Origin of the sequence: Halomonas rhizosphaerae, assembly GCF_030012485.1 — a bacterium.
GTDB classification, from domain to species: Bacteria; Pseudomonadota; Gammaproteobacteria; order Pseudomonadales; family Halomonadaceae; genus Halomonas; species Halomonas rhizosphaerae.
In genome coordinates this window covers 19,257-31,658 of record NZ_JASCQQ010000021.1, presented here as the reverse complement: position 1 = coordinate 31,658, position 12,402 = coordinate 19,257, and the positions used below count along the sequence as shown (strand labels likewise).

Genomic DNA, 12,402 nt, shown 5'->3' with positions numbered 1-12,402 from the left:
TTTGTTTATTCCGGCAACCAATCGCCGTGCAAGCACGGCTCCTACAGGGCCCTGGCGCTCGCCGCCGTTTAAAACACCCGCCCCCCTGCGGCATTGAGCCGCGCCCATGGCTGTCATACACTCGCGTTACATTCAAACAATTGTTTCCAATGAAGTGGAGCCGTCGCCCATGGCCCAGCAGCCCGACACCGTCACGCGCATCCTCGATACCGCCGAGGTGCTGTTCGCCGAACGCGGCTTCGCCGAGACCTCGCTACGCAACATCACCAGCAAGGCCAAGGTCAACCTGGCGGCGGTCAACTACCACTTCGGCTCCAAGAAGTCGCTGATCCAGGCGGTGTTCGCGCGCTACCTCGACCCCTTCACCGTACGCTTCCACGCCGCCCTCGACGAGCTCGAAGCGCGCCACGAGGGCGGTGTCATCCCGCTGGAGGAGCTGCTGGAGACCATGGCGCGCAGCGTGCTCGAGGTGCCGGCGGAGCGCCACAGCCTCAAGGTGTTCATGCGCCTGCTGGGGCTCGCCTACAGCCAGGCCCAGGGGCACCTGCGCCGCTACATCCAGGAGGAGTATGGCAGCGTCTTCACTCGGTTTACGGAACTGGTGCGCCGGGCCACGCCTGAATTGCCCGACGCCGAGCGCTTCTGGCGGCTGCACTTCATGCTGGGCACGGTGATCTTCACCCTCTCCGGCCTGGATGCCCTGCGCGACATCGCCGAGAAGGACTACGGCGAGCATGTCAGCGTGCGCGACCTGGTGCGTCGCCTGCGCCCGGTGGTGGTGGCGGCCATGAACGCGCCGCTGCCCGAGCCCGCCCCGGCCCAGCGCGAGGCCGGCTGATGCGCACGCCGCTTCTCAACAATTTGCCGCCGGAGGAAGGCGTGTGGCTGGAGATCGACACCGCCGCCCAGCGGCTCTCCGTCTGGCGGGGGCGCGAGGTCGAGTGGTCATGCGAGGTCTCCACGGCCGCCAACGGCACCGGAGAGGAGGAGGGCAGCGGGGCCACACCGCTGGGCTGGCACCAGGTGCGCGCCGCCATCGGCGCGGGCAACCCTCCCGGCACCGTCTACCGCGGCCGCCGGCCCACCGGCGAGGTTTATAGCGAGGCCCTGGCATCCGAGCACCCCGGGCGCGACTGGATCCTTACCCGCATCCTCTGGCTGAGCGGCCTGGAGCCCGGCCGCAACCGCGGCGGCAAGGTCGACTCCCAGCGGCGCTATATCTACCTGCATGGCACCCCGCCGAGCGAGCCCATGGGCGTGGCCCGCTCCCATGGCTGCATCCGTGTGCGCGATAGTGAGCTGCTGGCGCTGTTCGAGATCGCTCTGCCGGGCATGCCGGTATGGCTGCACGACTGACGATGTGAGTGCTGGATTCTGGGTGGCAGGGTTTCGTGGGGTCGGTGCTTGCACCGCGAAAGGCGGAGGCACCAAAGCGCCGTGCAAGTCGAAGCGTCGAACCGACGGCTCCCACAGGACCACCTGCATTTTGTGGGAGCGGCGATTTACACTAAGCGCGCCGCTAAATCACGCCGCCTCGGTCTTTAGCAGCGGCCAGGCGCCCTGTTTCGAGGCTTCCAGGATTACCACCTCCACGATGGTGCCATCCTCTGCATAGCTGATATGGGTATTCCAGTCCTGGGAGCGCTCACGAACGATCGGCTTGTCGGCAAGGTGCAGGACCAGGATGTCATCCGCCTCGTCATAGGTGGTGCGCATGCTCAATCCTCCCATTGGAAATGATGCATCACGGTCTTGACGACCAGCTTATCTTCCAAGATCACGGCTGCACAGACCAGATTGTCCTTGCGACTGGGCACTTCCTTGGCGATCCATAGTCGGACATCATCCTTGTACCGGGTTATGCCGGTTTCGAGCAGGTTGATCAACTCACTCTCTGCGATGCGCCTTTCTGCCATACGCTCTCTGGCGTGGCGGGTGATGTGAACGTCCCGTTCAAACCTATGGCAGTGCATTAACTATCTCAGACCACTGATTCTGGCTCTTGATCGCATATATCCTCGGCTGGCCGCTTGGCCGCTTGGCCGCTTGGCCGCTTACCCGATCACGCTGCCCAGTTCGAAGATCGGCAGGTACATCGAGACCACCAGGCCGCCGACCAGCACGCCGAGCACCACGATGATGAAGGGCTCGAGCAGCGAGGTGAGGGTATCCACCTTGTTGTCGACCTCCTCCTCGTAGTAGTCCGCCACCCGGTTGAGCATGGCGTCAAGCGAGCCTGCCTCCTCGCCGATCCCCACCATCTGCACCGCCAGCGCCGGGAACTGCTCGGTGAGGCGCATGGCGAAGTTGAGCTGCTGCCCCGTGGCCACGTCCTCGCGGATCTGGGCGATGGCGCGCTCGTAGACCATGTTGCCCGCCGCGCCCTCGGCGGTCTCCAGTGCCTCCACCAGCGGTACGCCGGCGCCGAAGGTGGTGGCCAGCGTGCGTGAGTAGCGCGCCACGGCGGACTTGTCGAGGATGTCGCCGATCACCGGAATGCGTAGCGACAGCTTGTGCATGCGAAAGCGGAACGCCTCGGACTTCTTCATGCCGGTGCGCAGGAAGTAGATGAAGGCAGCGACGCCGAGCACTCCCCACCACCAGTACTGCTGGGCGAACTGGGAGAGCCCGATGGTGATACGGGTCGGCGCGGGCAACTCGGCACCGAAGCCGTGGAAGAGGCTCTCGAACTGCGGCACCACCTTGATCAGCAGCAGGGCGGTGACGGCCACGCCCACCAGGATGACCGCCGCGGGATACCAGAGCGCCTTCTTGACCCGGCTCTTGAGCGATTCGATCTTCTCCTTGTAGGCCGCTACCCGTTCCAGCATGCGGTCCAGCGAGCCCGACTGCTCCCCGGCCTCCACCAGGTTGGCGAACAGCCGATCGAAGTGCTCGGGGTGGCGCTTGAGGGCCTCCGAGAAGCTGGCGCCGGCCGCCACGTCGTTCATCAGCTCCTGCACCAGCGCGCTCATCGCCGGCTTCTTGAGGCTCTCGGCCACCACCTGGAAGGCCTGCAGCACTGGCACGCCAGCGCGGATCATGGTGGCCATCTGGCGGGCGAAGAGCATGATGTCCCGCGGCTTGATCTTGCCCATGCCGCCGCCGAAGCTGCTCTTGCGGCGGATCTGCTTGACGATGATGTTCTGGCCACCGAGGGTCTTCTCCACCTCGGCCTTGCGGGCGGCGATGATCTCGCCCCCCACCTTGCGCCCGCCGGGCCCCTTGCCGCTCCAGCGCCAGCGGTAGAGCTTGGTCTTCTGTGACTTGCGCATGGGCTTCGTTGCCATGTTCATTTCCCTGTCCCCGCGTTGTGGTTTGTCAGCGTCTTGTACGGCGGTTGGTTGTGTTATTTGTAGGAGCCGCCGAAACGCCCGCTCCCTCAAGGTTGCAGGTGGCCTGAATCCAGTGTGGGAGCTGTGCTTGCACAGCGATTGGTTGCCGAAATACACAAATCGCCGTGCAAGCACGGCTCCCACAATATCAACACATCGCTCCTACAATACTGCGCCGCTTGGCCGCTTGGCCGCTTGGCCGCTTCTCGCTAGTCCTTCGTCACCCGGTTCACCTCGGCCAGGCTGGTCAGCCCCTGCATCACCTTCAGGAGCCCGCTTCGGCGCAGGTCCGGGTGGCCCTCCTTGCGCGCCTGGGTGTCGAAGTCCCTGGAATTCCCCTGGGTCATGATCAGGTGGCTCATGTCATCGCTGATCGGCACCACCTCGTAGATGCCTACCCGGCCCTTGAAGCCCTGGGTGCAGTGCTTGCAGCCCACCGGCTCGTAGATGGTGGCCCCGGCCACTTCTTCCTCGGTGAAGCCCTGCTGCAGCAGCACCTCGCGGGGGATATCCGCCGGCTGCTTGCAGCGCTTGCACAGCCGCCGCGCCAGGCGCTGGGCGATGATCAGGCTCACGGAGCTCGCGATATTGAAGGGCGCCACCCCCATGTTGGCCAGGCGCGTCAGGGTCTCCGCTGCCGAGTTGGTGTGCACGGTGGAGAGCACCAGGTGGCCGGTCTGGGAGGCCTTGACGGCGATCTCGGCGGTCTCCAGGTCGCGGATCTCGCCGACCATCACGACGTCCGGGTCCTGGCGCAGGAAGGCGCGCAGGGCGCTGGCGAAGCTCAGGCCGATCTTGGGCAGCACGTTCACCTGGTTGACCCCCGGCACCTTGATCTCCACCGGGTCCTCGGCGGTGCAGATGTTGCGCTCCACCTGGTTGAGGATGTTGATGCCGGTGTAGAGGGTCACCGTCTTGCCGCTGCCGGTGGGCCCGGTGACGAGTATCATACCCTGGGGGTCGTCGAGCACCCCCTCGTACATGTCGCGCTGCTCGGGTGTGAAGCCCAGCTGCTCGATGCCCAGCTGCGCCGAGCTGGGGTCGAGGATACGCAGCACCACCTTCTCGCCATACACCGTGGGCAGCGAGTTGACGCGAAAGTCGATGGAGCGGGTGGTGGAGAGCTTGAGCTTGATGGCGCCGTCCTGGGGCAGGCGGCGCTCCGAGATATCCAGTCGCGACATCACCTTGAGGCGTGCGGAGATGCGCGAGCGCATGGCGAAGGGCGGGTGGGCCACGTCGTGGAGGATGCCGTCGATGCGAAAGCGCACCCGGTAGCTGGTCTCGTAGGGCTCGAAGTGGATGTCCGAGGCGCCGCGGTGGATGGCGTCCAGCAGGATCTTGTTGACGAACTTGACGATGGGGGCGTCGTCGCCGGCCGCGGCCACCGCCGCCTGCTCGTCGGTGGCGTCCACCACCCCCTCGTCGTAGGCCAGCTGGCCCACGGCATCGTCGACGTCGGCCAGTTCGTCGAGCATGCTGCGCTCATTGCGGGCGAGATACCCCTCCAGCACCGGGCCGAGCTGGTCCACCGGGGACAGCACCCCCTCCGGTGTCAGCCCGGTGGCGAACTGCAGCTCGTCCAGCAGGGCGAGCGTGGAGGGGTAGGGCACCGCGACGGTGAGCCGATGGCCGTGGCGCACCAGCGGCAGCACCCCCAGCCGGCGCAGGATCTTGTCCGGGTAGTCCGCCGCCGGCGGCAGGCTCTCCAGGCGGATGGCGTCCAGGTCGATGATCGGCAGGCCATATTCCCAGGCGGCGGAGAGCGTGGCCTTGCGCGCCGGCACCATGCCCGCCTCGATCAGGTGCTCGAGCAGCGACATCTCCGCCTCGCGGGCCTCGCTCTCGGCGCGTACCGCCGCCGCCTCGCCCAGCAGGCCATCGGTCACCAGCCGCCGGGCCAGCCCGCGCAGCCCACTGCGGTGGGTGGCGCCATGCAGCGTCGAGGGCGTGGGTTCCGGCGCGGCCGGCGGTATCTCGGGGGAGGGGGGGCGGTAGTCGTTCATGGCGCCTCGTGGTGTCGCCGCAAGGGGCAGCGGGAACTGGAGTGTGTCGTCTGGGCTGATTCTAGCCCCTGTGGCCTACCCCCGCCCAGCACCACGCCACGCTCCTTCAACCTTTTCCTCGCACTTCGGCTCATACACTAGTATGAAAATCCTGCTACTCACTCACCTTTCGGCTACAATGGGCCTTGCAGGGTTGCAGATCGTAAATTAATGTAACTCTTACCGGGCGGCATGACGCTCGATGAACCCGGTGGCAGGGCGAGGGGCTTTTTTGTGGGAGCGCTGCTTGCAGCGCGATGACGAGGCTACCGACTCTGATCTGCCATCAAACGTAAACCCGTACGGGCGACGAGAAGAAGGCACACGCCAGACGCGCCACGACGGACAGGAGCAAGGGGCAGGGCCATGAAGAAACAGGGCATGCAGAACTATGTGAAGACCGGGCAGGGCGGTTTTACCCTGATCGAACTGCTGATCGTGGTGGCGATCATCGGCGTTCTGGCGGCGATAGCGATTCCGAGATATCAAGACTATTTGGTGAGTTCAGCTGAGCGGGCGTGTAAAGCAGAAGTTCGATCAATTGCGTCTCTAGTCGCCGCGGATATCATTGAAGCTGGAACATACACTTACACTGAAAGTGATTATTTTGACGATGCTTCAGCAGATGGAGGTGAAAGAGCTTGCCAGAGCATTGGTTTCACGAATAGTACTGGCATTTTGCTTGGTGACCCTCAAGAACCAGGCGTTGAAGATCAGACAGTATACGTTGGTCTAACCACTTCCTGATAATTCTAAGATTTTCAATCTCAGCATGGCCGGCTTCAGCCGGCCATTTTCTTGACAGGGTGTTCCGACCTGATGCCCATCCTACTGTTGGCATTCCTGCTTGTAACTCTGCTCTTTTCCTGGGTGTCACCTCCCTTGTATTCCCTTGATTTCCAGCGATGGGCTATGCTCATTGCGCTGTTGGGGGTGGTTGGGCTGGCTGGCGGGCGGGAGCGAAAACGCCTGTTTGCTGGATTGAGGTGTGGCAGCAGCCGACTCTTGGCCCTGTGCACGGCTACTGTCGTGTTGCTGGTGGCAGCAAGCCTGATGGTATCGCCTTTTCCGGCGCTGTCCTCGCTGGAGCTAGTCTATCTGCTGGCTCTGGTGATGATGACGGGACTGGTCGCACTCTCCGTACGCCAGGCATCGCTGCTTCTCTGGCAATTGACTGGCGGTATGGCAGTGCTGCTACTGACGGTCTATGCCCTCATGGCCCTCGACAGCATCCATTTTCATTGGCCGATCTTTACCAAGCGCGATGCCACGCCTGGGCTGGGCAATATCCGCTACTTCTCGGATCTTGCCGTGGGCCTGATGCCGCTGGGGCTGGTCTATGTGGTGGCGCGCAAGAAGCTTTCCTTGTCCGTGGCGCTGCTGGCCGCGTTGCCTCTGGCGGTGTGGTGGTACCTGCTCTTCCTCACGGTGGGGCGTTCGGGGGTGCTGAGCCTGACGGTGGCCGTGCTGGTGGTCATCGTGCTCTTCCGCCGCCAGGCGGCCTGGCCGGTGGGCACCCTTCTCTTCTCGGCGTTACCTGCACTGGCGGCCTGGTGGCGGGTAAACCCCTTGCGCGAACTCTCATCGAACGATCTTACGCCGAAGTCCCTGTCCGATAGCGCGGGTGAATTGACCGGCGATATTACGGTGACCAACGACAGGATCTACCTGTGGCAGGAAGCATGGCAGTACGCCATGGAACATTTCCCCTTGGGCATCGGCCCCATGGGGCTGGCCGGTGATGGTCTTGACTACCATGTGGGCTCCTACGCCCATGCCCATAATCTCTTTCTGAATACTGCCGCGGAGTGGGGCCTCCCCCTGGCTCTAGTGCTATTTGCCTTCGTGCTGTACGGATGCTGGACGATCTACCGGCGTAGTCAATCCCTCCCCAATACGGACAAGCCGCTGTATGCCTGCCTGGTGATGGCGTTCGTGGGTGTGATGGTCAATGTCCAATTCTCCGGTGCGCAGATCATCCCTCTCAGCAGCCTGGTGATGATGCTGGCCATCGGTCTGGTATTTGGCTTTCGCGGTCTGGAGCCGCTCCCTTCAGCGGCCTCAACTCCGAGGCAAGTCGGTGGCGTCGGCCCGGTCGTTCTCTGGGCCGCGGGCATGCTCGTACTGGGTTATCTCTTCTTTGCAGGGTGGTCGCTTTATCAGCTTTCCCTGGACTCCACGAGGCCCTGTTTCCAGATCCTTGAAGAAACCGCCTATTTCCCTCGTTTCTGGGCCCAGGGGCGACTGGAGTGCATGCAGATAGTGGCGCCGGATCACTGGCTGTTCTGGCCGTGGCCGTGGCCGTGATGCTGATGGCCCGGCCAGGCGGGACAGGTCCCCGTTCCCCCCGGCCTCAACCCTTAGGCGGCCGGCAGCGATCCCGGCCGCTGGCGCTTCCACGTTACAATTGTGAAAAGGCGCGCCGGGTGGCCACCCACGGACGACGCCAGGACCATTACGCAACGGAAAGGAGATAGCCGGCATGCTGAGGGAGTTCAAGGAATTCGCCGTGCGCGGCAACGTGGTGGACATGGCGGTGGGGATCATCATCGGCGGGGCCTTCGGCACCATCGTCCAGAGCCTGGTCAACGACGTGCTGATGCCGCCTATCGGGCTGCTGATGGGCGGCGTCGACTTCTCGGAGATATTCCTGGTGCTGAAGGGCGAGGGGCCCTATACCACCCTGGCCGAGGCCTCTGCGGCCGGGGCGGTCACCCTTAACATCGGGGTCTTCGTCAATAACGTGATCAGCTTCCTGATCGTGGCCATCGCGGTCTTCCTCCTGGTCAAGGGCGTCAACCGCCTTCGCCGCCAGCAGGCCGCGGCGCCCACGGAACCCACGGCGCCGCCGGAGGACATCTTGCTGCTGCGCGAGATACGCGATGAACTGCGCAGGGAGCAGGCGTCGTTGGAATCATCGGGTGATTGAAGGGGAGCCAGGTGTTAGGCGTTGTCTGAAAAGGCGGCGAGGGAAGGCCAGACAAGGCAAAAATCGGCGAGAAGACGGAGTTTACTGGGTGTAAATGAGTACTTTGAGTCGATTTTTAACGACGTATGGCCGAGCGCAGCCAGTTTTCGGACATCGCCTAGAACCCCCAGCGCACCCGGAAGGTCAGCCCCACCACCACGAACAGCACCGAGAGCAGCGTGACGGCGAGGATATGCCAGCCCATCAGCGGCAGGGTGGCGGGCGAGAGGCGCGGGATGACCCGGAAGCGGGCATGGGCCGCCACCAGGGCGGTAAGTCCGAGCAGCGCGAGCTTGAGCTGGATCAGCTCCGCTACCGGGCCGCCCTCGGCCGAGAACCATAGCGCCAGGGAGGGCAGCTTCTGCCATGCCAGCCACAGCCCGGTGACAACCTGTACCGCCAGCGCCGGCATGCCAAGCTTCTCGTAGCCTTCCTCGAACCAGGTCAGGGAGCCCACGTCACGCCCGCGCAGCACCCGTGGCAGAATGGTTACCGCCAGCACCAGATGTCCGCCGGTCCAGATGGTGGCGCCCAGTAGGTGCAGTAACAGCAGGGTGGCGGTCATGGTGGCTCCTGGCTCCTTGTAAGGTCAGACGCCAGGGTTACCAAAAAAACTGGCCCGGCACGAGGCCAGGCTAGCAGAGAGAGCGCTTAGATATAGAACTGCGGCAGGCGACGGGCACGGGATGCCTGGGCGCTCTTCTTCGACAGGCGAGACTCGGGGCGGCTCCAGATGGTCAGGAAGCGCTCGGTGCTGCGGCGGCGACGGGCCGAGCGCAGCGGGCGTGCGGGCAGGGACTGGTCCCAGATGGTGGCGAAGGTGGTATCGGTCATGTTGGCGCTCCGGGGCCATGGCGGCCCGCTAATATATGTGAAAGTGTTTTCCATTATACCCGAGTTCAAACGTTTGTCTACGACTTAGGTCGTAGACGGTGGCAGCGGAAGCAATGCATGAGGCTGGGCCGGGACGCCATCGAGCGGCTGATCGCCGGGGTGGAGGGACGCGCCAGGGCTCGGCTAGCCCCGAAGGCCGCCTTGCCTACACTGTGAACATCGGAGATTCGGCAGGGAGGCCACCCGGATGCAATATCCACGGATTGTTCACCATGGGGCCGCCGAGGGCGTCACCGGCAGTTGCCACCGCCTGCAGGTAAGCGAGGATCGCGCACTGCTGGTGGATTGCGGACTCTTCCAGGGCCAGGACGCCGACCATCTCGACAGCCTTGATCAGCACCGAGTACGCTTTCCGGTGGACGACGTGCTGGCGCTGGTGGTCACCCATGTGCACATCGACCATATCGGCCGGCTGCCCTACCTGTTGGCCGCGGGCTACCGGGGACCGATCCTCTGCTCGGTACCCTCCGCGCGGCTGCTGCCGCTGGTGATCGAGGACGCGCTGAAGATCGGCTTCACCCGCGACCGGGGGCTGATCGAGCGCTTCCTGGCCGAGGTGGAGGGGCGACTGGTGCCGCTGGACTACCGGCAGTGGCATACCGTGATCGACGACGACTGCCACCGCATACGCGTCAAGCTGCAGCGCGCCGGGCATATCCTCGGCTCGGCCTATGCGGAGGTCGACACGCTCGACCACGGCACGGGCGAGTCCCACCGCACGGTGTTCTCCGGCGACCTGGGCGCGCCTTACGCGCCACTGCTGCCGGCGCCGAGGCCGCCGTATCGCGCCGACACCCTGGTGATCGAGAGCACCTACGGCGACCGCCGCCACGAGGATCGCACTACCCGCCGGGCGCGGCTCAAGGGCGCCATCGACCGGGCCCTTCAGAACGACGGCAGCGTGGTGATTCCCGCCTTCAGCATCGGCCGCACCCAGGAGCTGCTCTACGAACTCGAGGGGCTGATTCATGGCGCCACGGATCCTCGCTGGCGGGAGCTCGAGATCATCGTCGACTCGCCGCTGGCCGCGCGCTTCACCCGGGTCTATCGCGAGCTCAGGCTCTGGTGGGACGCCGAGGCCCAGCGGCGGCTGCGCAGTGGCCGCCACCCGCTGAGCTTCGACAACCTCTACACCGTGAATGACCACGCCGAGCACGAGCAGACCGTGGACTACCTGGCCCGCACCCACCGCCCGGCGGTGGTGATCGCGGCCAGCTGCATGGTCACCGGCGGGCGGGTGGTCAACTACCTCAAGCGCATGCTGAACGATCCGCGCCACGCCGTGGTGTTCATCGGCTACCAGGGCGCCGGGACCCCGGGCCGCGACATCCAGCGCTATGGGCCGCGTGGCGGCTGGGTGGTCCTCGACAACGAGCGCATCGACATCCGCGCCCATATCGAGACCGTCAGCGGCTACTCCGCCCACGCCGACCGGCAGAACCTGCTCGACTTCATCCGCCGCATGCGCGATCCGCCAAGTCGCGTGCGCCTGGTGCACGGCGAAGGTGATGCCCAGCTCGCCCTCAAGGCCAGGATCGAGCAGTACGCAAGGGAAGCAGGCCGCGAAGTCGAGGTTACCCTCGGTAAAGATTATTTGGCGGAGTGAAGGGTGATGCCGCGCGTCTATGTAGACTTTGGGTGTTCGTAGGAGCCGTCGGTTCGACGCTTCGGCTCGCACGGCGATGACCTCGGATCTGACCCCCCCCCCGCGGCGGACACTGATACATTTGCCTACTGGCCATAGAGGAAGGTTTCCGATGTTCCACCACATCCTCGTCGTCTGCACCGGCAATATCTGCCGCAGCCCGGTGGCGGCGGCGATGCTCGCTCGCGCACTGCCCGAGCACGAGGTGGCATCCGCTGGCCTGGGGGCGCTGGTCGGGCAGGGGGTCGAGCCAACCGCCCGCGCGCTGGCGGAGGCCGATGGCCTGGTGGTGAGCGAGCACCGTGCCCGGCAGCTCACGCCCGAGATGATCAGTGGCGCCGATATCGTGCTGGTGATGAGCGATGGGCAGCGCCAGGCCGTTGGCGAGCTGGTGCCCGAGGCCCTGGGCAAGTCCATGCTGCTGGGGCACTGGCTGGGGGAGCGCCAGGAAAGGCAGATCCCCGACCCCTACCGCAAGTCCACCGCCGTGTTTGAAGAGGTGCATCGCCTGCTGAGAGAGGCCTGTAGCGCCTGGTCGACCCGGCTGCGGTGAGAACAGGGCTCGAAGTGTGTAACAGAGCAGCCGGGTTATCAAAAGGATTCAGGCGCTCCCCCAGACGATGAAGTAGGGGTTCAGGTGCTCCTGGGGCGTGGCATAACGCAGCGGCTGGCCTGCCAGGGTCTCCACCCGGCCACCGGCCTGCTCGACCACTGCCTGGGCGGCGCCGGTGTCCCACAGGCAGGTGGGGCCGAGGCGAGGATAGACATCCGCCGCGCCCTCGGCGATCAGGCAGAGTTTCAGCGAGCTGCCCATCGGCACCATGTCGTGCGGGCCGAGCTGCCCCAGCCACTCGGCCAGATCCGGGCTGGGGTGGGAGCGGCTTCCCACCACGCGCCAGGTGGTGCCCTTGGCGGGCTTGCCGGCGACCTGGATCGGCTGACGCTCGCCGCTGGCGTCCTCCTTTAAGGCGCCAATGCCTTCGGCGGCCAGATAGCTGACCTCCAGTGCAGGCGCGACAACTACACCGAGCACCGGCTTGCCATTCTCGATCAGCGCGATGTTGACGGTGAACTCGCCGTTGCGCTTGATGAATTCCTTGGTGCCGTCCAGCGGGTCCACCAGCCAGTAGCGGCCATCGGCGTTCGCCCCGTCGAAGCCTTCGGTGTGCTCCTCGGAGAGCACCGGGATCTCTACCGGCAGGGCGTGAAGCCCCTTGACGATGACGTCATGGGCGGCCTTGTCGGCCTCGGTGAGCGGGCTCTTGTCCGCCTTCTCCTCGATGGAGAAGTCGCGGGCGTAGACGGACATGATGGCCTGGCCGGCGTCTAACGCAATGTTGTGGATCCTATCCAGGAGTGTTGCAAGGTCCATCTATTACCTTCCTCTGCCAAGATTGGGGCAAGCTGGAAGCTGGAAGAGCGGCGCTGCGCGCCTGGAAGCTGGAAGATTGCCGCTGCGCGGCATAACCCCCAAACCTTGGGTTGTGGGGGGATTCTTCCAGCTTCCAACTTCCA

Annotated in this window: 14 protein-coding genes; 7 read left to right on the top strand and 7 right to left on the bottom strand. The window is 64.7% G+C overall.

Annotation, left to right across the window (positions count from 1 at the left end):
- The first annotated feature begins 169 nt into the window (after positions 1–169).
- Together QLQ86_RS09530 and QLQ86_RS09525 are read left to right on the top strand one after the other, a co-directional pair.
- On the top strand, positions 170–838 hold the full coding sequence (locus QLQ86_RS09530; RefSeq protein WP_282735296.1) for a TetR/AcrR family transcriptional regulator: 669 nt from the start codon (positions 170–172) through the stop codon (positions 836–838).
- Positions 838–1,356 carry a L,D-transpeptidase gene (locus QLQ86_RS09525; RefSeq protein WP_282816730.1) on the top strand — a complete coding sequence of 173 codons (519 nt, stop codon included), beginning with the start codon at positions 838–840 and terminating at the stop codon, positions 1,354–1,356. Before QLQ86_RS09530 ends, QLQ86_RS09525 begins: the two co-directional genes overlap by 1 nt.
- 168 nt (positions 1,357–1,524) lie before the next feature.
- Here QLQ86_RS09525 and QLQ86_RS09520 read toward each other — a convergent pair whose 3' ends face one another.
- From QLQ86_RS09520 to pilB, 4 genes are all read right to left on the bottom strand, one after another.
- Positions 1,525–1,716 carry a DUF2283 domain-containing protein gene (locus QLQ86_RS09520; protein ID WP_282816729.1) on the bottom strand — a complete coding sequence of 64 codons (192 nt, stop codon included), beginning with the start codon at positions 1,714–1,716 and terminating at the stop codon, positions 1,525–1,527.
- A 2-nt stretch (positions 1,717–1,718) separates the two neighbouring features.
- Positions 1,719–1,973, bottom strand: coding sequence for a DUF4258 domain-containing protein (locus QLQ86_RS09515; protein WP_282816728.1), 255 nt, complete (start codon positions 1,971–1,973; stop codon positions 1,719–1,721).
- Positions 1,974–2,054: 81 nt separating this feature from the next.
- Positions 2,055–3,290 (bottom strand): type II secretion system F family protein, encoded by a 1,236-nt coding sequence (locus QLQ86_RS09510; protein WP_282816727.1) that lies wholly within the window; start codon positions 3,288–3,290, stop codon positions 2,055–2,057.
- Between the two features lie 254 nt (positions 3,291–3,544).
- Positions 3,545–5,341, bottom strand: coding sequence for a type IV-A pilus assembly ATPase PilB (gene pilB, locus QLQ86_RS09505; protein ID WP_282816726.1), 1,797 nt, complete (start codon positions 5,339–5,341; stop codon positions 3,545–3,547).
- A gap of 405 nt (positions 5,342–5,746) precedes the next feature.
- On the opposite strand from pilB, the gene QLQ86_RS09500 reads away from it, so the two are divergent.
- The 3 genes from QLQ86_RS09500 (at position 5,747) to mscL (ending at position 8,309) form a co-directional block, all read left to right on the top strand.
- Positions 5,747–6,127: a type IV pilin protein gene (locus tag QLQ86_RS09500; RefSeq protein ID WP_282816725.1), complete on the top strand. Its 381-nt coding sequence runs from the start codon at positions 5,747–5,749 to the stop codon at positions 6,125–6,127.
- Between the two features lie 72 nt (positions 6,128–6,199).
- Positions 6,200–7,687 carry an O-antigen ligase family protein gene (locus QLQ86_RS09495; RefSeq protein WP_282816724.1) on the top strand — a complete coding sequence of 496 codons (1,488 nt, stop codon included), beginning with the start codon at positions 6,200–6,202 and terminating at the stop codon, positions 7,685–7,687.
- A gap of 175 nt (positions 7,688–7,862) precedes the next feature.
- Positions 7,863–8,309, top strand: coding sequence for a large conductance mechanosensitive channel protein MscL (gene mscL, locus QLQ86_RS09490; protein WP_282816723.1), 447 nt, complete (start codon positions 7,863–7,865; stop codon positions 8,307–8,309).
- Positions 8,310–8,466: 157 nt separating this feature from the next.
- Here the strand turns inward: mscL and QLQ86_RS09485 are convergent, their stop codons facing one another.
- Complete coding sequence (locus tag QLQ86_RS09485; RefSeq protein ID WP_282816722.1) at positions 8,467–8,913, bottom strand: CopD family protein; 447 nt, start codon at positions 8,911–8,913, stop codon at positions 8,467–8,469.
- A gap of 86 nt (positions 8,914–8,999) precedes the next feature.
- Positions 9,000–9,182 carry a hypothetical protein gene (locus tag QLQ86_RS09480; RefSeq protein ID WP_282816721.1) on the bottom strand — a complete coding sequence of 61 codons (183 nt, stop codon included), beginning with the start codon at positions 9,180–9,182 and terminating at the stop codon, positions 9,000–9,002.
- Positions 9,183–9,429: 247 nt separating this feature from the next.
- Between QLQ86_RS09480 and QLQ86_RS09475 the strand changes: the two genes are divergently transcribed.
- Both QLQ86_RS09475 and QLQ86_RS09470 read left to right on the top strand, forming a co-directional pair.
- Positions 9,430–10,848: an MBL fold metallo-hydrolase RNA specificity domain-containing protein gene (locus tag QLQ86_RS09475; RefSeq protein WP_282816720.1), complete on the top strand. Its 1,419-nt coding sequence runs from the start codon at positions 9,430–9,432 to the stop codon at positions 10,846–10,848.
- 151 nt (positions 10,849–10,999) lie between these two features.
- A complete protein-coding gene (locus QLQ86_RS09470) occupies positions 11,000–11,440 on the top strand; it encodes a low molecular weight protein-tyrosine-phosphatase (RefSeq protein WP_282816719.1) in 441 nt (146 codons plus the stop codon).
- Positions 11,441–11,488: 48 nt separating this feature from the next.
- On the opposite strand, the gene cysQ is transcribed toward QLQ86_RS09470, so the two are convergent.
- On the bottom strand, positions 11,489–12,259 hold the full coding sequence (cysQ, locus tag QLQ86_RS09465; RefSeq protein WP_282816718.1) for a 3'(2'),5'-bisphosphate nucleotidase CysQ: 771 nt from the start codon (positions 12,257–12,259) through the stop codon (positions 11,489–11,491).
- Positions 12,260–12,402 lie beyond the last annotated feature (143 nt).